The 21,509-nt window shown below is 57.7% G+C and carries 19 protein-coding genes and 1 pseudogene; 11 read left to right on the top strand and 9 right to left on the bottom strand.

Features of this window, described 5'->3' with window-relative positions:
- Window positions 1–204: 204 nt before the first annotated feature.
- Both K6T36_RS16435 and K6T36_RS16430 read left to right on the top strand, forming a co-directional pair.
- Window positions 205–879, top strand: coding sequence for a helix-turn-helix domain-containing protein (locus K6T36_RS16435; protein WP_222923566.1), 675 nt, complete (start codon window positions 205–207; stop codon window positions 877–879).
- Complete coding sequence (locus K6T36_RS16430; protein WP_222923565.1) at window positions 876–1,574, top strand: nucleotidyltransferase family protein; 699 nt, start codon at window positions 876–878, stop codon at window positions 1,572–1,574. Before K6T36_RS16435 ends, K6T36_RS16430 begins: the two co-directional genes overlap by 4 nt.
- A gap of 100 nt (window positions 1,575–1,674) precedes the next feature.
- Here K6T36_RS16430 and K6T36_RS16425 read toward each other — a convergent pair.
- A pseudogene (locus K6T36_RS16425) lies at window positions 1,675–2,160 on the bottom strand (DUF5797 family protein); the annotation flags it as partial.
- 196 nt (window positions 2,161–2,356) lie between these two features.
- On the opposite strand from K6T36_RS16425, the gene K6T36_RS16420 reads away from it, so the two are divergent.
- From K6T36_RS16420 to K6T36_RS16405, 4 genes are all read left to right on the top strand, one after another.
- A complete protein-coding gene (locus K6T36_RS16420; RefSeq protein WP_222923563.1) occupies window positions 2,357–3,469 on the top strand; it encodes an alpha/beta fold hydrolase in 1,113 nt (370 codons plus the stop codon).
- A gap of 84 nt (window positions 3,470–3,553) precedes the next feature.
- Entirely contained in the window at window positions 3,554–4,330 is a 777-nt protein-coding gene (locus tag K6T36_RS16415; protein ID WP_222923562.1) for an enoyl-CoA hydratase/isomerase family protein, read from the top strand.
- 408 nt (window positions 4,331–4,738) lie between these two features.
- Complete coding sequence (locus K6T36_RS16410) at window positions 4,739–4,993, top strand: DUF5789 family protein (RefSeq protein WP_222923561.1); 255 nt, start codon at window positions 4,739–4,741, stop codon at window positions 4,991–4,993.
- Between the two features lie 162 nt (window positions 4,994–5,155).
- The gene (locus K6T36_RS16405) at window positions 5,156–5,482 is read left to right on the top strand and encodes a transcription factor S (protein WP_222923560.1); all 327 of its coding nucleotides are present in this window, start codon (window positions 5,156–5,158) and stop codon (window positions 5,480–5,482) included.
- 22 nt (window positions 5,483–5,504) lie between these two features.
- Here K6T36_RS16405 and K6T36_RS16400 read toward each other — a convergent pair whose 3' ends face one another.
- The gene (locus tag K6T36_RS16400) at window positions 5,505–5,759 is read right to left on the bottom strand and encodes a hypothetical protein (protein ID WP_222923559.1); all 255 of its coding nucleotides are present in this window, start codon (window positions 5,757–5,759) and stop codon (window positions 5,505–5,507) included.
- Entirely contained in the window at window positions 5,760–6,356 is a 597-nt protein-coding gene (locus tag K6T36_RS16395) for a tRNA (cytidine(56)-2'-O)-methyltransferase (protein WP_222923558.1), read from the bottom strand.
- A gap of 281 nt (window positions 6,357–6,637) precedes the next feature.
- Between K6T36_RS16395 and K6T36_RS16390 the strand changes: the two genes are divergently transcribed.
- Window positions 6,638–7,219, top strand: a complete 582-nt coding sequence (locus K6T36_RS16390) for an SDR family NAD(P)-dependent oxidoreductase (RefSeq protein ID WP_222923557.1) — start codon at window positions 6,638–6,640, stop codon at window positions 7,217–7,219.
- Between the two features lie 300 nt (window positions 7,220–7,519).
- Here the strand turns inward: K6T36_RS16390 and K6T36_RS16385 are convergent, their stop codons facing one another.
- Together K6T36_RS16385 and K6T36_RS16380 are read right to left on the bottom strand one after the other, a co-directional pair.
- A complete protein-coding gene (locus tag K6T36_RS16385; RefSeq protein ID WP_222923556.1) occupies window positions 7,520–7,954 on the bottom strand; it encodes a TRAM domain-containing protein in 435 nt (144 codons plus the stop codon).
- A 57-nt stretch (window positions 7,955–8,011) separates the two neighbouring features.
- Complete coding sequence (locus tag K6T36_RS16380) at window positions 8,012–8,578, bottom strand: hypothetical protein (protein WP_225935247.1); 567 nt, start codon at window positions 8,576–8,578, stop codon at window positions 8,012–8,014.
- A 126-nt stretch (window positions 8,579–8,704) separates the two neighbouring features.
- Here K6T36_RS16380 and K6T36_RS16375 point away from each other — a divergent pair, with 126 nt between their 5' ends.
- Window positions 8,705–9,382: a site-specific integrase gene (locus K6T36_RS16375; protein ID WP_321170479.1), complete on the top strand. Its 678-nt coding sequence runs from the start codon at window positions 8,705–8,707 to the stop codon at window positions 9,380–9,382.
- Between the two features lie 49 nt (window positions 9,383–9,431).
- On the opposite strand, the gene K6T36_RS16370 is transcribed toward K6T36_RS16375, so the two are convergent.
- Window positions 9,432–13,085 (bottom strand): Eco57I restriction-modification methylase domain-containing protein, encoded by a 3,654-nt coding sequence (locus K6T36_RS16370; RefSeq protein ID WP_222923554.1) that lies wholly within the window; start codon window positions 13,083–13,085, stop codon window positions 9,432–9,434.
- A 162-nt stretch (window positions 13,086–13,247) separates the two neighbouring features.
- Here K6T36_RS16370 and K6T36_RS16365 point away from each other — a divergent pair, with 162 nt between their 5' ends.
- The 3 genes from K6T36_RS16365 to K6T36_RS16355 are packed head-to-tail and all read left to right on the top strand — an operon-like array spanning window position 13,248 to window position 16,564.
- Window positions 13,248–13,901, top strand: a complete 654-nt coding sequence (locus K6T36_RS16365; RefSeq protein WP_222923553.1) for an Eco57I restriction-modification methylase domain-containing protein — start codon at window positions 13,248–13,250, stop codon at window positions 13,899–13,901.
- Window positions 13,831–14,715, top strand: a complete 885-nt coding sequence (locus K6T36_RS16360) for an IS1595 family transposase (RefSeq protein WP_222921354.1) — start codon at window positions 13,831–13,833, stop codon at window positions 14,713–14,715. Before K6T36_RS16365 ends, K6T36_RS16360 begins: the two co-directional genes overlap by 71 nt.
- Before the next feature lie 10 nt (window positions 14,716–14,725).
- On the top strand, window positions 14,726–16,564 hold the full coding sequence (locus K6T36_RS16355; protein WP_222923552.1) for an Eco57I restriction-modification methylase domain-containing protein: 1,839 nt from the start codon (window positions 14,726–14,728) through the stop codon (window positions 16,562–16,564).
- Window positions 16,565–16,572: 8 nt separating this feature from the next.
- Here the strand turns inward: K6T36_RS16355 and K6T36_RS16350 are convergent, their stop codons facing one another.
- From K6T36_RS16350 to K6T36_RS16345, 3 genes are all read right to left on the bottom strand, one after another.
- Complete coding sequence (locus K6T36_RS16350; protein ID WP_222923551.1) at window positions 16,573–20,379, bottom strand: helicase-related protein; 3,807 nt, start codon at window positions 20,377–20,379, stop codon at window positions 16,573–16,575.
- A 79-nt stretch (window positions 20,380–20,458) separates the two neighbouring features.
- Window positions 20,459–20,680: a DUF8139 family protein gene (locus K6T36_RS18990; RefSeq protein ID WP_225935246.1), complete on the bottom strand. Its 222-nt coding sequence runs from the start codon at window positions 20,678–20,680 to the stop codon at window positions 20,459–20,461.
- Between the two features lie 11 nt (window positions 20,681–20,691).
- Window positions 20,692–21,471, bottom strand: a complete 780-nt coding sequence (locus K6T36_RS16345) for a RipA family octameric membrane protein (RefSeq protein WP_222923550.1) — start codon at window positions 21,469–21,471, stop codon at window positions 20,692–20,694.
- Window positions 21,472–21,509 lie beyond the last annotated feature (38 nt).

The following is a 21,509-nucleotide window of genomic DNA, read 5'->3' as shown; positions in this document are numbered from 1 at the left end:
AGAGGGTGCCAGGTCGTTCCTCAGAATGCGTTCACTACATTCGTTTTTCTCGTTCAGTTCGTTTTGTTCGTTGAATTCGTTATAATCGTTCCACGTGTTTTCAGCGGGAATCAGGACTACCTTCGAGAGTATGGAGAGAGATAGTGGCTTCATGGTCATTCGAGTAAGACTTTTAACTGTTACCGGATTATTGGTAACCACCAGATGTACGAGGTGCTCGACGACACCGCGGCGCAGGTCATCCTCGCTATCGAGAGTGGTGACTCCATCCGTCGTGTCGCCCAACACCTCCACACGCCGTACGAGACGGTGAGACAGGCTGTCAATCGTCTCGAAGACGCAGGCTACGTTGCCTATGATGACGGCCTCACTGTCGTCGACGAGCGCGTGAGGGCCGCCGCACGCGAGCTCGTGGCTGCCAGCGCCGGCGTCAGTCCACCCTCTATCGAGGAAGCCTACGTCATCCCGCAGTTCAGTGACTGGCCGTTCGCGTTCACGCGGATCGACGCCGTCTACGTGTGGACTCAGGGCGGCTACCAGGTCGGTCGCGAGCCCGACGACTATCCACTGTTCCTCGCTGTTCGTGAGCAGGACGTCGACGCCTGGGAGACATTCTTCGAGTCCTTCGACCTCCCCACCGCATTCGAGCGACAGCCCCGAGACGAGCTGGACGGACCACTGCAGATCGTCCTCGAGCCACGCGCGTCACTCGACATCGAGCACGTCGAAGGGTACCCGGTGATCCCGAGAGCAGAGACGATCGAGTACATGCGCGAAAACTACGCTCAGTTCCAGTCGGCGCTCGCGATGCTGGACCGGATGTACGAGGATCTCGACCTCGGCGTCACGTATCGAGAGACCGAACGGGCACAGACATGAGCTTCAACAACCGAAGTGACGCACTCATCGAACTACTCAAGGAGCTCACCCAAGAGGGCCACGAGTACGTTCTCGTCGGCGGCTACGCAGTCTCAGCGTCCAACGCACGCTTCTCCACGGACCTCGATATTGTCGTCGCGCCGGACTCCAAGGCTGACTTCGTCGAGTTCCTCGAACAGCGGGACTTCGAGGAAACGGACAGCCACGCCAAGGAGTGGTTCTACGACACCGAAGTCATCGAGTACGAGAAGCGGCTCACGCCGCAACAGCCGATCGGCTTCGATCTCCTCGTGAACGGACTTGGGTGTCGCCAGACGGAGGCACAGTGGTCGTTCGACTATCTGTACGACCACAGCCACCAGCAGGAGGTGAGCGGGGGCACAGTAACGACGACGGCCAGAGTCATCGATGGGGCAGTCCTCGTGGCTGCAAAGCTCCACAGTGGGCGTGAAACCGATATTCGGGATGTCTTGGCGGTTGCAGAAGAGATCGACCTCGACGCTGTTACGCCCCACCTGCGGCGAGGGGACGACGATGCGCTGCGGGAACAGCTTGAGCGTGGACTAGAGATATTAGAGAGCGACGAACTCAAGCACGGCTTTCGGAGTGATTTCGGGGCCTCAGCTGTCTCAGAAGAGACGGTCACCGCGCTTCAAGAGTATCTGTCTTCCCAGATTGACCACCTGAGCGGATAGCGGGTAGGCACTCGGTGACCGGAAGCAAAGATACGAACGCCTTCAGAGGTGTTTGCAACCGGTCAAAAAATTTCGAGGGGGACGGTGTTAGTCGATCGTCGCTAACACGCGGACATCCGTTGCTGAATGTCGGCACCGTGCGGTAGACGACCTCGACGACGTTCTTCCGGCGGAGGCTCTGGAGCGCGCGGCGCACGTCGCCGGCCTCCGGGTCGGCGTCGAACTCCTCGCGGAGCTTGTTCAGCACGGAGACGACCGACTCCGAGCGCTCGTCGTGGTCGGCGACGACGCGGAACACCCGCGCGTGGAGTTCGGGAACGGTGATCCGCTCGGGGACCGCGTTCGGGTCGCCCTCGTCGTCGACGACGCCGGGTTCGACGCCGGTGAGTTCGGCGGCCTCGCTCGTCGCGCGGATGAGGCTGTTGTCGTCGCGGTAGTAGTAGTCCGACAGGTGGTTCTCGAGGTAGCTGTGGACGTCGCTCCCGCTGTCCATCCCCCACCGATCGCCGAGCTCGCTGTTCTTCGTCGGCTGGAGCCGAACCACGTCGCCCAGCCGCTCCAGCTCCTCGTCGGTGAGGTCGCTCATCGCCGGAGGGTTCCGGTCGGGAGTATTTGGGCCTCCCGGTTCGGGCGACGGGTCCAGGGATCGGCGGGGGAGGGAGCGGGGACCGGTCGCGGCGGCGGCGCCGGGCGGGTCGGACGGAACTGGCGCACGACCAAAACAACTATCGTTCGTGAACGATACTGGATCGTATCCGCTCGCATCCGGAGCGGAGGACCCAATGAGCGACGACGACCACATTCCGGCGGAGGCACCGTCGCCGGGCGCGAGTCAGGTAGGAACCGGCATCCAGAACGACTACTACACCCAGGCGGTCCACGGCCCGTACGAGCACTTCGAGATGGACGCGTTCGAGCTGGAGAGCGGCCGGACGCTCCGGAACTGCCGGATCGCGTACACCACCTTCGGCGAACTGAACGAGGCGAGGGACAACGCCGTCCTGTTCCCGCACATGTACTCGGGAACGAGCAAGGACATGGAGATGTACGTCGGCGAGGGCTCCGCCATCGACCCGACGGAGTACTTCGTGATCCTGCCGAACCAGATCGGAAACGGCCTCTCCACGTCGCCGCACAACACGCCGCCGCCGAACGGGCAGGCGGACTTCCCGAACGTCCGCATCGGCGACGACGTCCGCGCGCAGCGTCGCCTGCTGGAGGAGGAGTTCGGCATCGACGAGCTCCAGTTGGTGCTCGGGTGGTCGATGGGAGCCCAGCAGACGTACGAGTGGGCCGTTCGGTACCCCGAGATGGTCAAACGCGCGGCCCCCATCGGCGGGACCGCGAGGAACCCCGTCCTCAGCGGCCTGCTGGTGGACGCGCTGATGGCCTGCATCCGGTCGGATCCGGGCTGGCAGGACGGCTACTACGACGACCCGGACGACGTTCGCGGGGGGCTGAAGCGGCACGCGCGGACGTGGCTGTTGATGGGGACGAGCTCGACGCTGTTCCGTGAGGAGGCGTGGCGCGATGCGGGCTTCACGTCGCTCGAGGACTTCGTGTACAACGCGTGGGAGGAGTGGTTCCTCCCGATGGACCCGAACGACCTGCTGACGATGGCCTGGAAGTGGAAGCACGCGGACGTGAGCCGGAACACCGACGGCGACCTCGAGGCGGCGCTGAACCGGATCGAGGCGCGGACCTACGTGATGCCGTTCGCGGAGGACTACGTGTTCACCCTGGAGGACTGCCGCGAGGAGGAGGCGATGATCCCCGACAGCGAGCTTCGCCCGATCGAGACGCCGTGGGGCCACTTCGGGATGTTCGGATTCGACCCCGCGGACAAGGAGTTCATCGACGAGACGGTTCGGGAGCTACTCGCCGAGGAGGTGTAGGGCCGACCACAGTCCCCCCGGGGAGTACCGGCGTCGCCTGTCGGATGGGGAAGGGTTACGGTGTGTCACGGTGACGAATCGCGCGTGCCCGAATCAGACACCGTCACGCTCGAGATCGAAGACGAGGTGGCGACGCTGACCGTCGACCGGCCGGAGAAGCTGAACTCGATGAACGTCGAGACGCTCGAGGCCCTGCGGGAGGGGATCGCCGAGGCGGAGGACGCCGACGTGCGCGCGCTCGTCCTCACGGGCGCGGGCGAGGACGCGTTCATCGCCGGGGCCGACATCGGCTACATGAAGGACCTCGACACGACCGAGGCGCAGGCGTACGCCGAGTTGGGCCACGACATCGCCCGGTCGCTGGAGACGTTCCCCGCGCCGACCGTCGCCGCGATAAACGGCTACGCCTTCGGCGGCGGCTGCGAACTGGCGCTGGCGTGTGACCTCCGCGTCGCCGCCGAGAACGCCGTCTTCGGCCAGACGGAGATCGACCTGGGGATCGTCCCCGGCTGGGGCGGGACCCAGCGCCTCCCGAAACTCGTCAACGACGAGGTGGCCCGTCGACTGATCCTCTTCGGCGAGCGAATCGACGCCCTCGACGCCGAGGAGTACGGTCTCGTCGGGGAGGTCGTCGCCGGCGACCAGCTCGACTCGCACGTCGATGAGCTGACCGACGACCTGGCCGCCCAGCCGAAGTTCGCGCTCGCGGCCGCGAAGGAGGCGATCAACGCCTCCTACGGGATGAGCCTCTCGGACGGGCTGACCTACGAGAAGCGCGTGTTCTCGGGGCTGTTCGGCACGCCCGACCAGCGGGAGGGCATGGACGCCTTCGTGAACAAGCGCGACCCCGACTTCGAGTAGGGCGTCGTCGAGGGAGTGAACGAAGTGAACGACCGAGACGACGGGTGATCGGCGGAGCGGTCCTCGTGCCGCTCCGCCCAAGGAACGGGGCGTCGTCGAGGGGGCGAAGCGAGCACCTCGAAGCGAGCGGGGAGCGGGCGCGGTCGAGCGACGCGAGACCGCGACAGCGAACGGTGACCGTAGGGAACCGTGAGCGCAGCGACCCGCGAGTAGGGCGAGGCGTGCGGGAGCGGAGGGACCGAACGCATCGATAGCCGGCGGCGAGCCTGTGGGCGATCCGCCCGACAGGACGGCGATGCGCGAGGGAGCCAGCCCCGACCGTCCCCAGACGCCAACCCGTTCGATCGCCGTCCGAAGCTGACCCGACACTACACTGATACGCCCGGGGCGCGTACGTGGGAGCGTACCATGTCATCCGTAAACCTGTCGCGCGTCGAGTCGCTGTTCGCGGAGCTGGACTACCCCATCAGCAGGGAGGAGGCGGCCGCGGAGTTCTCCGACGTGACCGTCCGGTTCGCGGACGGGGAGGGGAACCTCGGCGAGTACGTCGCGGCGTGTTCGAGCGAGGAGTTCCACAACTCCGGGGAACTGTACACCGACATCCAGAACGAACTCCCGGTCGAGGCCGTCGGGGAACCGGGGCAGTCCGAGGGCGACGCCTGAGCCGGCGACGGCCGACATCCCCGCCGGTATCCCCGCGTCGGGTCCGCACCGTTCCCCCATTACCTCCGCACCGTTCCCGCGTCCTCCCGCCGCGTCGCGTCCGCGGGTCCCGGTTCCCGTCGATCCCGCCGTTTAAGTACGGGGACGGCCGATCGAGGGGGTATGAACTTCTGCGACGAGTGCGGTTCGATGATGAAGGCGGACGACAGCAAGTGGGTGTGTGACGGCTGCGGTCACGAGGAGCTTCGCGACGAGACGGCCGAGGCGGCGATGACGACGACGCAGGGGCAGGAGGGGAACACGGTCGTCGACATGTCCGACGTGGACGAGTCCCAGGTCGGCCCGACGGTCGAGCAGAAGTGCCCCGAGTGCGACGAGACGCGGACCGTCCGCTACGAGATGAAGCAGATCCGGTCGGCCGACGAGTCCGAGACGCGCTTCTTCACCTGCACCGAGTGCGGCTACAAGTGGCGCGAGGACGACCACTGACGCCCGTCGCCGCGGGCGTCGCCTACGACTCCCGCAGTTCGCTCCCGTCGCGGGGGCAGTAGCGCACCTCCGACGATCGGGTCGTGAAGCCGCACGTCGGGCACTCCCTCGCGGGCGCTCGACCGTCGTCCGCGCGGGACAGCCCGCGGAACAGCAGCGGGACGAACGGGAGCACGAGGAACACCAGCAGGGTGTCGAAGTAGTACCACGCGGCGACGCTGATCGCGACGGACACCGCGATCCCGACCAGCGCCGTGAGCGTTCGCGAGCCGACCATCTACCCGCCGTCGGAGTCGTCGTCGGTCCCCTCGACGGCGCCGTCGCGTTCGGCGACGGCCTCCGCGGGGTCGACGACCCGCTTTCCCGTCTCCTGCGGGAGCACCACGCGGTCGGCGTCGTCCCACTCGCGCTCCAACTCCGCGCCCTCGAACAGGCGGTCGAGGAAGACCGCGAGGCCCGCCACCTCCGAGTGGGGCTGGTTCGTCACGCCGACGTTGTAGTCGGCCGCCTCGTAGAAGTCGAACGGCACCTTCTCGCCGCCGACGACGACGAGCAGCGGCGTGTCGCTCGCGACGGAGTCGGCGCGCACGTCCGCCTCCACGTCCTGGACGCGCTCGCCGTACATCGTGAGGTGGACCACGGTCCCGTCCCAGCCTCGGGTGAACGACCGCTGGTCGTCGCGCAGTTCGACCTCGAAGGGGCCGCCGAAGCGGTCGGTGATGTCCCGGACCGTCTCGGCGGACTGGCCGGCGTTGTCGGGGAGGACCACGCGGTCGGCGCCGAGCGCCCGCGCCGTGAGGCCGACGTGGGTCGTCATTCGGTCGTCCCGGCCGGGGCGGTGGCCGTACCGGAGGACGACGACTTCCGCTGTCATACCCGTCCGTCGGCGCGCGGCGGTAAGGGCGGTTCGCTTCGCATGCGAGGGCGAGCGAAGCGAGCCCTCGGCCGACGGCGTTCACGAGACGCTGCGCGTCTCGTGAGCTCACGAGAGCAAAGCTCTCGTGAACGGCGAGGTCTGAAGGGCCGAGCCGCCCACAGAACACGCGGGGACGCCGAGGCGGACCGGCGACGCGTCCCGGATGCCCGGCGTCCGCCCCGGCCGTGGCGCTCGCCGCCGCCAACGACCCTAATGTGCCCCGGCCCGTCGGGTCGGCCATGCGCGAGCATCCCGAGGACGTCGCCGGCGTCGGCGACGAACGCCTCGTCGGGCGGACGGCGCTGGTGACCGGGTCGACGAGCGGCATCGGCAGGGAGGTCGCCCTGTCGCTGGGGCGACTCGGCGCCCACGTGATCGTTCACGGCCGCGACGCGGAGGCCGGCGCCGAGGTCGTCGACGCAGTCGAGGACGGGGTCAACGAGGGGACGGCGGAGTTCGTCGCCGCCGACTTCGCCGACCCCGAGGCGGTGGCCGCGCTCGCGGACGCGACCCGCGATGCCGTCCGGGACGACGACGCCGACGACGGCGGCTCGCTCGACATCCTGGTGAACAACGCGGGCGGCTACTTCCGCGAGGGCCGCCTCACCGACCTCGGCGTCGAGTACACCTTTCACGTGAATCACCTCTCGCCGTACCAGCTCACGGTCGACCTGCTCGACGACCTCGCCGCCGACGACTTCCACGTCCTCGCGCGGGACCGCGAGTTTGAACGTCGTTCCCGTTCAGTACGGGCACCGTGCTCGCGGAGGAACTCATCGATTCGATCAGCAAGGGAATCCGCGTCCTCTCGATCGACGTGAACTATCAACGTCGGATGCTCCGCGTCGCTGTTCTCAATCACGAGCGAGACATCCTTGAATTTGTCCGGCTGCCTATACGCCTCAAACTCATCGGCGACCTGGTTGGCCAGGTCGTCGAGTACCTCAATCGGTTCCTTTGTCATAGATTGTATTTCGGCTTTGGAAGGTTGTGCCATCGCGAGCGCGTGAAGAAAACGTGACGTGACTTTCAGAACCACCTCCATCAGACAAACGCGAACGGAGCCTTCTCACACCGATGGTTTACCGAGAAGAAGACCGATCCACAGAGGGGACAACAGGTTAGAGTGCTCGCGGATCGCTATCGACAATGCTCGCAAACGCGACGTTCTCCTGAACTTGTTCGATTTCGACTGTTGGCTCGTCGCCGGGCTGAGCGCCGGGAACGATCACGACGTACCCCCGTTCGACTTTCGCAATACCGTCTCCTTGATCACCGACGGTTTCGATTGTCACGTCGCGCACTTCTCCCTCATCAACAGGAGGACCAGATGAATCATGGCTCGTGCTCCCCTGAGAGGCGGGATGCCGTGGGGCCTGTGGAGATGTTGATTCAGCTTCGGAGGAGGAATCAAGGAGAGCGATGCGGTACGTTTCATCACCGGTCAGCGCCCCGTGCTTGATCTCACTCGGAGGAATCTCGATGACGAAAGTGCCATCCTCCTCCTTAATTTTCGCAGTGAAAAGCGAACACAGGGAGTCTGAGATTTTTACCATAACTGGGTTTGACACTGGATACAATTAATCGGTCTCTTTGAGAAGGAGCGAACTGGATCAGCTGTCCTCAGCTGGTTCTTCCCAAGGAATGTCTCGCTTATGGACTACAGCGAGCTTCGAGTCGTCATCATCAGCCATTGCACTAAGACCCCGCTGGACGAGAGTATGAACCTGTCCAGCAGACTCCGGGAACGAAAATTGGTCATCCTCCGCGTCAGCACGGAGTTCCAGATAATGGAGGTACAGCCTAAACGTCGTATCTGCTCCGATAGGCCACCAAATCGTCCCTATCTGCTCATTTACCTGATTGTCCCAATGCTCTATGAGTTCACGGATATCGTCGACGAGTTCCTCCCCAGAGGTGCGAAGGCGGAGGGAGTATTCCCGATCCTGCTCCATATCTTCGATTATATCCTGAAGGAAAGGCTCAGCCTCCAAGGCGGTAGGTGAGGTCTGATCCGCTTCTAGAAGGTGTTCTAACGCCCGAATTTCTTCACGCCGAGCGGCTACAGCGTATGCGACATTGTACTTGTCCTCGGGGAAGATTTCGTGCTGACTCGGTTGCTGTGCCTGAGGGACAGTATCCCCGGTGGATGAGCTAAATAAGGTCTCAAAGAGTCCCATACGCTTCGTCCGGACGGCACCCATAAGTACTTCCTGTCATATCAGACGGCAATTCTACCCGGCTGTGAACCGATTCACCTTGCCACTCGAAGAAGAAGCGGATTATCTTTGTATCGACAGACAGCGATGGATATGGTAGCAACACGAGAGAGGGCCCTTAGCGAACGCGAGTTCGAACTACTGTTAGAAGGTGCTGGGCGAATAGATGATACACAACAGAGACTCGAAACACGAGCGGCCATTCTCCTTGGAGGCCGTCTTGGACTTAGACCAGGAGAAACAACGCACTTGTCGAAATCGTGGGTTGACCTAGAGCGGCAGATGATCCAGATTCCCACACAGGAAAACTGTACGAAGGGACGGGATGGTGGCATCTGTGGATACTGCCGGCAGGCGGTGAAACAACGGCTAGATCATAATCCCAATACGGATTTTCAGAGCTTTGCTGAGCGTTATTGGCTCCCGAAAACAGAAGCCGCATCTCGAACAGTTCCCTACCACTTTTCGTATCGGGTTCGAGTCGCGGTTGAATTGTTACTCGACGAACATAGTGGCTGGCCGTATTCGTTCTCGACCTTACAGCGACGTCTAGAAACGGCCCTGAAATTGTCCCCAGAATTGTCTAACGACGCAACCTCATTACATGGATTACGTGCCACAGCAGCGTCGTACCATGCAGGAAGAGGCTTGGATCTTCCCGCACTCCGAGCAATGTTCGGGTGGGAGGACATCACGACCGCACGTCAATATCTAAATGTCGATGGAGCTATGACCCGACGAGCGCTGGACAGTATTCATCAGTAAATCTGAACTCACTGATATTCAGGAAGCAGGCGTAGCGCTATTTCAGTGATTACTCCATCGGGCCTACATCTCCAAGATAAGTGTATTTCTCAGCGACCTTCTCGAAGTACGCTTCCGTCATAATTCGAGGATTCGACACCCGATGGAAGTCATCAAGGACGAACTGCATTTCCTCCTCATCCAACCCATATGCGTGGAACACGGCCGCGTCGACTTCGGCTTGTAGTTCACGCCGGGTCTCCATATCCGTCGCCGGCTCAATCCCACCGAGTCGCTCACGCATCTCAGCAAACTCCTCACCGTAGCAGTTGAGCTTCGCCGCTCGATCAGCGATGTAGTGGAACCAGTCGTCGCCATCAGTGAGTCGGGGGACCTGTGACTCCTCAAACTTGTACTTCGAGGCGTGAGAATCAACCTTTGTCCGCATCAAGAAATCGAACGGAATACTATTGATCAGCCCAAGCGCGACGAAAAGCTCCTTATCAGTGAAAACACGGTCGTAAGCGCTGTGCATCGGGAATTCCGAAAGATCATCCTTGCTAGGATTTGCCTCGAATGGTCGAACCGTGTACAGCGTATGGACGACGACTCCACCCGGTGGGATTACAGCCGCAATGAGCGTCCGTTCGTCGGTTGCACGAGCGACTTCACGGAGCACAAGCCGGTACTCAGAACTATGGAGACGGATGTCCTCCAAAGAAAGTTCGGGGCGGTCGAATTCCTCTGTTAGCAACCGATTGACGAACCGCTTCTGCGAACTTGCCGGGAGATGGCGGAACTCAGGGTCATCAGCGAACTTGTTGTAGATAGCCTTCTTCAGGCTGATCGCATCGTCCCGGGCACGGAAGTTCTTCTCTCGAACGCGACGCTTCGCGCTCAGCTCTTCGTTATCCTCATCGACACTCCACAAAGAGATGGGTTTGAGGTCGTCGACGTAGGTCGACTCATAACAGAATTGGTGAATATTCTTTCCCTGATAGACCGGATAATCCCCTTTGGATTCGTCTTCGATGAATCTATCCCGATCTCGTCCTCGATCCAGTTCCTTGTACAAGACCGTTCGCCAAGCACCTTCAATTTCAGTCGCCAATGGTGGTGTCTGGAGAATTTTATCCAGCACTGAGACCTCCTGCTGGTCCTCGATGTTGGGGAAAATTCGAGCTCCAGGAGAATACTCTTTGAGGATTCGCGCTGGAATCTCTAGAGCTACATCGTCAATTGACCGAAGAACATCAACGGAAGTCTGATGAAAGATTCCGTGGACAGTATCAGTGCTTCCCTCTGTTCGGAGCGTAACGATACCGAAGTTATACCTAGTGTCTATATCGGAGAAAATGCCGTGATTTTCAAATCCGATGATACTCTGAATCTCAGACTCTTCCAATGCATGTACTCGCAAATCCTTTCCAGCAGCGGCATTGAAGAACGGACCAGGAAGCAGCTGTGAAACATAACCACCGTCTCTGACGATATCATAGACTCGCTCAAAGAACAGTAGGGACAGGTCGTTCGTCCGTGCAACCTGTTGTCCTTCTACGCTTGGTGTCTGGTACTCGTATTCTCCACTCTGGTTGATATAGGTCGCTTGCCGTTCCTTGTCACGCTGGAACTTCTCCCATTCGGCAGCGATTTCAGGGTTCTCTAAGAGCTCCTCAACCTTCTTGTCCTTTTCACCTGGTGGGCGGCTACGAAACTCAGTATCGTACTTTGGGAAGAAGTCCGTCCGGTATGGCTTCAGCTCATCCCACGGTGGGTTCCCAATGATGACATCAAAGCCGCCTTCCCGATAGACTGTCGCGAACTCGAGCACCCAATGAAACGGTGAGAACTCCTCTAATTCCTCAAGAGAAATATCCTCGTCGACAAGTTCGTTGAACTGATCGCGGATCTTCTCATTAAGCTCCTCGCTGTGGGTGTCGATTTTTCGTTCAGCCATTTTACGAGCATTCTGCGCTTCACGGGCAGAATCCGCAGCTCGATGGCGGTCCTGTTCCCGGATGACATCCTCATAGAGATCTTTGACTGCAGTTCCGACACCCCAATTCGAGAGTGACGCGTCGCCCGCATCTTCCCGTGCGACTTCTTGGAGCTCAGTGAACCCGATCAGCGAGTTACCATGACGGATGTTAAAATCAATATTTGGGAGGGGTTCGACCTCGTTCGGTTCGTCCTCAATATCAGCGACCATCGACAGCCACAGGCGTAGTTTACAGATTTCGACTGCTCCGTCCTCGATATCGACCCCGTAGAGATTGTTGAGGATGATAGACCGCTTTGCGAAAAGTGATATCCCTCCATGCCCTCCTTCAATACTCTCTAATTCCTCGCGACTACGACTCTCCAGCTCCCAGCCTTGCCCTTCAGCTTCGAGCCGCTGAAAATACTCAATGCATTGCATGTATAGGTCCATCAGCACCTCCTGTGCGGCGAGCAGGAAAGCGCCACTTCCGACGGCGGGATCGAGAATGTGTGCTTCCTTCAGAATGTCGTGGTAGAGGGTCTCCACATGGCTTGTCTGGACGTTTTCCGTTGGAACTTGCTGAGTTATGGTTCCGCCATCGGCAACAGCTTCTGCGCTACTATCTGCCTCGGGCACGGGGAAGCCGAACACGTTGTCGATCTCGTCGTAGTCCGCGCCCACAGCCTCGTTGAGCTGATCGAGAAGATACGGATGGATTGTCCGCCGGGCCATGAACCCCGTGATCTCTTCGGGTGTGTAGTACGCTCCCATCTCCTTCTGGTTGACTGTTTGCTCGAAGATGTGGCCCAGAATCGCTGGGGAGAGGTTCTTGGGATCGACGATATCGAGTCGTTCGTCGACGTTCCAGTTCCAATCGGAGAGGAAGTCGAGGATATCGTCGAAGAGCTCGTTTGTTTCCTCGGCAGAACCGCCTAACTTCACGTTCTGGAACTCCTCTTCGACAGGGTTCCTTGCGAATAAGCCACCGTTCAGGTACGGAAGACTACCGAAGTCAGGGTTCTGCTTGTCTTCTGCGAGGTATTCGAAGAAGAGCGGTTCGTAGAACTCTTCGTAGTGGTCACCGCCCTCGTCAACGACTTCATTCGGCTGTTCGTGAAGGTAGTTCGGGTTCCGATCAAGGAGGCGCTTTTCTTGGATGAAGTATAGGAATATCATCCGATCAAGAATGACCTGCACATATCGTTGCTTCGCGTCACCACGGTCGTCGGGAATGCCCGTGACCTCTTGAATGAGATCCGTCCGGAGTTCCTCGAACTGTTCATAGAACTCTTTGACGACCTGTTGCGTGTCGTAGAGCGTATCGTATATCGCAGCAGAGGAACCGTACTCGATCGAGTTCAGCTTCTGGAGAATAGTGTTCTTCTCTCCGCTGTCCCGCGTGAACTGCTCCTTTGAGAACGAGATCTTTTGATGCTTAATTCGACCGTGCTGCTGCCCCTCCCAGCTTCGGACTCGCGTAATGAAAGTAAAGGTCTCGAAATCGTTGGTGGCAACGAGGTTGGTATGCCGTGAGCGATTTTCCGGTTTGAAGTCCGTGGCAGTCTCACCGGGGCCAGCATTGACGATAACGATGAATTCGTCATCATCAAGCTGGACTACGAGTTCGTTATCGCCCCCTAATTTCGGGCGTGGTTTGAGCCCGCGTTTTTCAAAGGAGTTCGCTATATCCTGTAAAGAGTCCCAGCCCGCGATATCGGATGCGGTGATCTGCTGGAGAGTCATACCACCTGAAAGTTGCTTTACTCATATGAAAATGATGGATATGAGGGTGACTTTCGACTGAACTGGTCAATCCACCCGTTGCGTAGTATGTAAGAAGCAGCTCGCATTTCACGAGCATTCGTAAATCAAGTCGAAAACAGCCAATAGCGAGACGCTCAGTTGATGCAATGCATTGAGTATTTTCAGCGGCTCGAAGCTGAAGGGCAAGGCTGGGAGCTGGAATCTAGAACCCGAGAGGAGATAGAAGAAATCGAGTCTGGAAAAGGCTCCTCATCACTGTACGCAAAGCGGACGGCCATCCTCAACAATTTGTACGGAGTCGATCTCGACGAAGGTGCCGTTGAGATTTGCAAGCTCAGACTCTGGTTGTCGATGGTCGCTGATATCGAGGATGAACCGAGCGAGGTGGAGCCGCTCCCCAACATCGATTTCAACGTACGACAGGGCAACAGCCTAATTGGTCAACTCGATACGGACATCGAGAGTAACGAAGACGGGGACAGCGATCTCGATTCTTGGGAGGTGAAAACCCGTTTTGAGGACGTGAAAGAGGCCATCAAGAAGCACAAGAAAGCGGAGACCAGTGTTGAAGCTCAAGAATGGCGGAAGGAGGCAGAAGACAGAATAGAGGAAAACCGGGACAAATTTGACGGAACGCTCTTCTGTAGGAGATTGTTGATGGCGCTTAGCTGTCGCCGTAGAATCGAAGAGAGCAAGGACACCGCGTCAGCGGTGTCCGTTAGGCATGATTCCGCTAGATGTGTTTGGGTCGGAATCGGTCGCAGCGGACCTGTTGCAGCAGGTTCGCTGGCGTAACGGTGTTACTTGCCCTCGCTGCCGTTCTGACCGAACGGTCAAGAACGGCAGCTATGGGCACTTTCAGCGCTATCTCTGTAAGAATTGCGACCGCACATTCAACGACAAGACCGGCACGATTTTCGCCCATTCGAAAGTCGCGCTCAGGAAGTGGCTGTTCTCGATTTACGCGTTTCTCCGGTTTAACACGAGTCTTCGCCAACTTCAGCTCGAAATCGACGTTCAGTACAAAACGATCTACCAGCGCGTCGAGCGCTTCACGAAGGCGCTCGACGCGCCTTCGCTCGACCTCGTCGGTCCCGTCGAAATCGACGAAGTCTACGTTTCTGCAGGGCTGAAAGGCCGCGAGCGCGACGGTCGGTCGCGCTCGCGTGGCCTGTCCACGCGTGGACGAGGATCGTACGAGCAGGACAAACCGCCGGTGTTCACGATCGTCGATCGCGGCACCGGCAATCGGTATGTGATCCCCGCGAAATCCGCCGATGAATCGACGGTTCGGCTCCTTCTCGCAAACCGCGAGAAGGAGCCACTGACCGTCTACACTGACGGATTTCGTACCTACGACCCACTCGACGAGGACGACGCATTCGACCGCGAATACGTCGTCCACGGCGACGGCGAATACGCGAATGAAGACGTCCACGTCAATACCTGCGAGAGCCACGGATCGTTGCTGCGACCGTGGCTCTCGCCTCATCGAGGCGTCTCAAAAGATAAGCTCACACAGTATCTCCGAGCGTTCCAGCTTCGACGAAAACTACTGCGGAAACCGGGAAGAGAAGCGCTCAAACACGCTATCAAAGCTACGCTGTGAGATCAACAAAGTGCTACACAAGAGCGTTGACGGAATCCTTCGGCGAGAGTTCCAAGACGCTGGCTTTGACGACATAACGATCGAGGAAATTCGGGAGTGGTCCCCCTTCCACTGGCCGCTAGAGTTCGCCGACGTCTTCGAGAAAGGTGGATTCGACGTGTTCATCGGGAACCCACCCTGGGACATGCTCTACGCGAATCGCGACGACTTCTTCATCCGCTACGATGAGCAGTTCCGTACCTATCCGTCGGAAGAAAAAGACGGTGTGATGGAAAACCTCCTCTCAAGCCCAGAAGTTGCGTGGGAATGGGAGGACTACAAGGACTCGATGGAAACTCAGGCAGACTTCTTCACGCAGGGAGACGTCTACAAGCTCCAATCTCCGGTGGTGGGCGGTCGGACGATGCCGACAAAAAATGAACTGTCTGCTCTCTTTCTAGAGCGGGTCTTCAGACTCTCCAGAGACGGCGTGAAGGTGAGTCTGCTCCTCCCGGGAACTATCTTCGGTGGAGTGATGGGGAAAGACCTCCGGACACATCTACTGGATCACACAGACGTAGAGAATCTCATTGGGTTCGAAAATAAGGGCATCTTTGAGGCGATTGACGATCGCTATCGATTTGCTGTACTGACGTTTGAATACGGAGGGAGGACGTCAGTACTTCGCGGCATCTTCAACCAGCATAACATGGACATCGTATATCGAATCGAGGAGGAAGCAGTTACTATCCCACGAGAGGTGCTTCTTAGCTACTCGCCTGAGGGGCGGATATTCCCTTCAATCACCTCACAGATGGAAGCAAGCGTCTTAGAGAAAGTGGTTGACCAACCGTCTTTGGGAGAAGGGGTGGAGGGGGCCTGGACAGTAGATATGCTGACGAAGGAATTTGTAGAATCGACTGACAAGGACCGATTACAGAATACACCTGAAGGTGCTGACTACCCAGTTTACGGGGGTAAAAATATCCATCAATTCCAGCACGATAATAGCCTCAATAGTGACTTAGCGGGTCCTGAGTACTGGAGTAAGGGACTCCAGGATCCGCCGAATAGTGCACAATATCGTGTCCGGGAAAAGAAGTTCAATAGAGGCCACCTGAAACGAGCAATCTACGAGGCATTCGGTGGGCCAGAAACCAGCAAGTCACAAGTACAATTCGTGGACGAACTCCTCAAGGAACATCGTGGCCACGGATTAGAAGAAGAAGATGTACTCCTTGATTGTGACGAGTATCGCGTCGGAATTCGAGACGTTACGAACTCCACAAATGAGCGGACGATAATCGCCACTGTACTCCCGAAAGACATCATCTGCCTCCATACGATTAACACGTTCAAACCGTTCGATATTAGGCCCAAAGAGGGACATCTCTCAGAGTCTCCGCTTCGGTCGCCCTACATCCGGCGATTCACGGATCGGGAACTCTTCGTGGCGACTGGACTCCTGAATAGCATTGCGTTCGATTTCCTGATGCGGACAAAGGTCGAGACGCACATCATCAAGCGTGAGCTACTGGAATCCCAGCTACCACGCCTCACCGACGGAGATGACTGGTTCCATTATATCGCTGAACGAGCTGCCCGGTTGAACTGTTACGGGGAAGAATTCAAAGAAATGCGTGAGCGACTCGGCGGAATCGAGGCAGCGGTAGAAGATCAAGAGCGCAGAGAATTACAGGCTGAAATCGACGCGGCCGCATTCCACGCGTATGGCCTGGAACGTCGTGACGTGAAGTTTGTTCTCGACGACTTCCATCGCGTTGGGAATCCGAAGCTGATGGATGAGATGTACTTCGGTCTGGTCTTGGAGAAATATGATCTGCTGGAGCAAAAGGGGCCGCTACCGTAGTTCCCGCATCACTGTCCGACAACCCCCCAGCATACGAGCTTTGCTTGCACATCACTCTCCCCCATCAGTTTTGTCTGGTACTCAGTGGAGGTTTCGACGTTCTCTTCCAAGAACTCCTCAAGCTGACTGAGGAACTCCACGGTCGGCCACTCTGGGAAGGAGTCGTACTGCTCGTTCTGGCGGAAGATCTCGCGTAGAATTCGGTCTTCATCGGTGTTGGCCAGTTTTACCCCCTGCAACCGCTCTTCGATGTCGTTAGCCCATTCTCCTAGCGTTTCGAACTCTTCGACAGGAGCCGGCTCATCGCCGAAATTCGGCTGAACGTAGCGACTGATGAAATCGAGGATCGTCTCCTGTTCCTTCGAGAAAGCCTCTCCCTGTTTGAAAGCCCCCTCAACCTGGCCTTCTCGAATCACCTCAAGACGCTCGTCAAGCACTGCTTGAATCTCCTCACGGTTCGACAATACCGTATCTGGATTTCCGGTAATCGGTTCGCCGTCAACTGACGGGTCGATGTTGAGCGTACTCACGGGCCGCTCTTTGACTTCGTCGGCAAAGGGCTTGTAGTAGAAAGCACGACGGACGCGTCCAAGCGGAGATTCGTGGTCATCATCGTCGAACCAGAGGTGAGCAAGGGCGAACACGCCAGGCCGGGGGCCGGCATCGTGGTCAGTTACATTCGTGTAGAGGAATTCCCGTTCTTCGGGCGGGTCATCGAAGAAGTCCTCAGCGTACTCGAAGTCTTCCGCAGTCAGGTCATAATCCTCGTTCAGTTCTCGCTTTAGAAGGTACCGTTCGAACGCAGCGTGCTCATTACTCCCAGCGTTGCGGAGAAGTGGATTCTTGCTCGTGTCGTCGAGTTCATTCACGTCGTCAATTTCACGGGACTTCTGGAGGGAGTCCTCGATTTCGTCTACCTGTAATTCCCCGATCGTCTTTTCCGTGTCCACACCTGTCTTTTCCAGAATCTGGTCTTCGTTCGGATCGAGGATGTTGTTCTCTTTCCCGACGATGAGCGCGATATCGTTGATTTTTGCTTGAAGCCGTTTCAGGAGCTTAATGGCCGCCTCGATGTCGCCGTCGGGGTAGAAATTGTGAACGTGTTTCTCGGCGGTACTCCCGATCCGGTCGACCCGCCCGACACGCTGGACAATCCGCATCGGGTTCCACGGCAAGTCGTAATTGACCACCACATGAACGTCCTGAAGATTAACCCCTTCACTCAGCGTGTCAGTGGCCACGACATACTGTAGTTCTGAGTCCCCCGACTCGGCGAGCGTTTGCTGATAGCCTGACGCCTCGGGGGCAAAGCGTTGAATGATGTCCTGCTTATTCTCGTCACCACCCTTGACGACGGCACTGTTCGCCTCTGTGAGTGGTGAGTCCGCGTTGTCACAGAGGGTCCGATAGACGTAGTCTGCAGTTGCCCGATACTGCGTGAAGATGAGCACCTTCTGATCGTGATTAGTAAGGACATCTGCAAGTCGGTCGATCTTTGGGTCGCGGAACTCGCGGAGTGAAAAGACGGCCTCGTAAAAGTCGCGTGTGGCGGGGTCGACTTCACTCAGGTCACTATTCGGGTAGAGAATGGGATTCGTTTCTTCTTCAGGGATATCTGGGAGGACACCAGCGTCGTGGTCAGCGAGCCATTGGCGCGTGGAGACCGCATAATCGCTCACATCACCCGCATCACGGGCGACATCACCGATGAACTGCGAGAGGAAATACGAGAGAAGGGTGAGGTCCTCCCTGATGTACGTCTTCACCTCGCCGATGGTGGCGTCTGCCAGTTCATCTCCATCGGTATCAGCTCCACCCTCCGCCTGAATGGCAGTGGTATCGAAACCGAATTCTTCGAGTGTTTGTTCGAGATCTTCAGCAGCGTCGGCTCCTTCGACAAAGTCACCGAGTTCAGAGTCATCCCCTTCCCGAACAGTTCGGAGCATATCGATGTCTTCGTCCTCGGGAAGTTCACCAAGAAGGCCGAGAAGCTGGCGTTCGCTCTGATGTAGCGTCTCGATCGACTGGACGAACGCGTACGTTGAGGACTCGAGCCGTTTGAGGAGGTTCAGCTTGTAGAGGGCTTTCAGCGTGCTCCCTGCTTTCGGGTTTTTGACTGTGATGTGAGGAAGGTGGAGGGCGTCCATCACGTCGGGAAGCATCCGATATATTGGCTGGTAGGCCGCCGGCAGGGAGTACTGTTGCTTGTTGAGTTTCGGCGGCTTGAAGCTCATCTCGAAGTCTTCGCTGTCCTGAATCTGATCTTTGACGTGCTTGCGCGTCCGGAGAACCATCACTTCGTTCAGGATATTCGAAATCTCAGAGGAGTGTCGCTGTAGCTGCTCGGTGGTTTCTTGCTGTTCGTCGTCGCCGACCTCCTCTTTCCCGGATGCGATGCGTTTTCGCGTCTCCGAGAGTTCGATATATTCGTCGAACGCATCAAAGTCGAGTGACGCCTTGTTCCGAAGTTCCTCCGGGCTGGTGAACAAGCTGATGAGGTTCTTTAGGTCGGTAGCGCTGTTATTGATCGGGGTCGCGGTCAGCATAATCATCGTCTTTCCGCGGAGTTGCCTGAGATTCGCGTGTCGTCGCGTCCCCTTGTAGTCGTCATCGTGGTCCGGATTCGGTCGCCATTTCCCGTAGTTCCGGAACCGGTGAGCCTCGTCGATAAGCAGGACGTCGAACTCGTCTTTGAGGTCCTGCACCTCGTCGTAGGAGAGATTCTGGAACTTGCTGATACTCATCACGTCAAGGTGCGTGCCGTCTACCTCTAACCCGAAGTACGGATTGCCGTCTTCGTCAATGTCGTTCTGGAGTAGGTCTTCCCACTGGTCAGTCAGGTTGGCCGGGACAATGAGGAGACAGTGGTCACCTCGTTGGCGATAGTCGTGGAGGAGTTCACCGCCAATAAATGATTTCCCCAGGCCAACCGAGTCGGAGACGATGCACCCGTTGAACTGGGAGAGCTTCTCCTTTGCACTCTCGTACCCGAGCTTCTGGAAGTAGTACAGTGGGCTGTCACGAATGTTGACGTTCCCACTCAGTTCGTCGTAAGCGAGCAGCTTGTAGAGCTCGAACGGTTCGAGATACGTGCCCAACTCCTCGGATGACGTCTTCTTGTTGGACTCGTCCTCCTGCTGTTCCTTCCAGTCCTGGTACTCCTCGCTGTTCTCGATGATTCGGATGATCTCCTCACTAAACTCCTCGGCGTTGGCCCACTGGTTATCGTACCACTCCTCGAACGCTTCGGCCTTGTGTCGATCCTGACTCGTGAGGTTCAGCTCGATGTTGTTCTGGTGGCCGCTCTTAGTAAAGTTCGAGGAGCCGACAACTGTAGCACATGGGCGGGTGTCTTCATGCTCGTCGTGTCCCCAATCTTCGTCATCTTCGAGTGGCGCTCGAAATGATGCACCCTTTGCGTGGAAGTAACCGTTTTCAGGATTTCGCACACGGACGCTCACCTCGCCTTCGGCGATAAAGTCTCGTAGCCGGTCTAGTCGCCCGATCTGGGCGTTATTCAGCTCCGAGATGCTTTCTCTTACCTCTCTTTTAAGTTCCTCTTTGAGATTCTGTCCCTCACCGATTTCGTCAGCAGTTCCCCTGTTCGTCTGACGACCCATCAAGATCCGAAGCGGAGCGTGGCCGAGTTCTTCAGGGTCAGCCAGGTTTTCAAGGTCTTCTCGGTAGAGGTCGAATCCTGAGAGATAAAAGTAGCCAGTTGCGATACGGCCTTCCTCGATCTGGGGAATAATCCGTTTGTAAGCGTCTTCTAGTGTTCTGTTGGCGTTATCGACAAGCGGAGGAAGTGAGAGCATCGTAATGCCGAGATGTATTCAGTACGCGAACTTAGTGTTTAGTGACCTCCCTACAGAGGTGGCACCAGACAATAGTCAATCAAACTGGCCGAAGATCCCGCCAGCGGACGTCAACGGTGTCACCATTAGCGATTTCAACCCGAAAAAGATAGCCCTCTCGTTGATCATCAGTCACAGCTCCCGCATCGTCTGAGATGATCTCAACGACTGTTCCTCGACGTCCATGGAGGCGCTCGTGATCTGGATCTGTCTCGTCCGGGATATCGATTCGGACCGTGTCTCCAATATCGAATCGTTTCATAGTAGGTGTCATCAGCTCCGAATCCAAAATATCCCTATCGAACCAGCCATAACGGTTGCACCGATTATTAGCCCGACTATGGTCGGAGACGGCAGGGAATAGCCTGCACTCGTGAGCAAAGGAGTTAGAACGAACCCGCCCGCGTATCCTCCGACAGTAAGATATCCAGCGGCGAGGAGACGGACAAACCACTGTTCGACAATGGTATGCGAGCGGTGATCTGGGTCTTCATCAGGTCGCGGCTCAACGATTTCCGGATCGGGCTTTTCCCGTTTGAGGTATCGCCATTCATCAAGATACATTCGGACAGGAAGGGCAGATTCGATTTGGTTGAGAATAGCATATCGGGCCTTGTTCAGCCGGCGATACGACTGTAAACTCTGATACCAAAAGTAACAGATTAGACTTCCAAATCCAGAGGCGAATAGAACGATTGCAGCACTAGTAGTCGTCAAATTTCCTCGGGCGAGAGCGAAGAGTCCGGCTAGTATCGACGTCAAAATTAAGCCGAAAAATCGGTTCATTTGAACCCGCTGATTCGCAGTCTCGATTGCCACCTCCCCATAGTGGATGTATTGATCCATCAAGCGGTCCGTCTCTTCGTCGTTCAGATTCGTTAACGGCCCATTCTCTACGGCATCGGGCTCGACCGATTCGGCCGGGTCCCCCCCAGTAACCTCTTCGGGGTGTTCCGGCTCTGTTTCAGGCGTGTCTTTGTCCTCTGTATTTTTGTCAAGATTTGTATTATTCGGCTCGCTCTCGCCAAGGGTTTCGTCAGTTGATTCAGACATATTCCGCTAAGGTGGCGGCGAATGATGTTTTGCGCCAT

The organism is Halobaculum roseum (assembly GCF_019880245.1).
Classification (GTDB): domain Archaea; phylum Halobacteriota; class Halobacteria; order Halobacteriales; family Haloferacaceae; genus Halobaculum; species Halobaculum roseum.
Note: the sequence above shows the minus strand (reverse complement) of the source record. Positions and strands in the feature narration are given on the sequence as shown.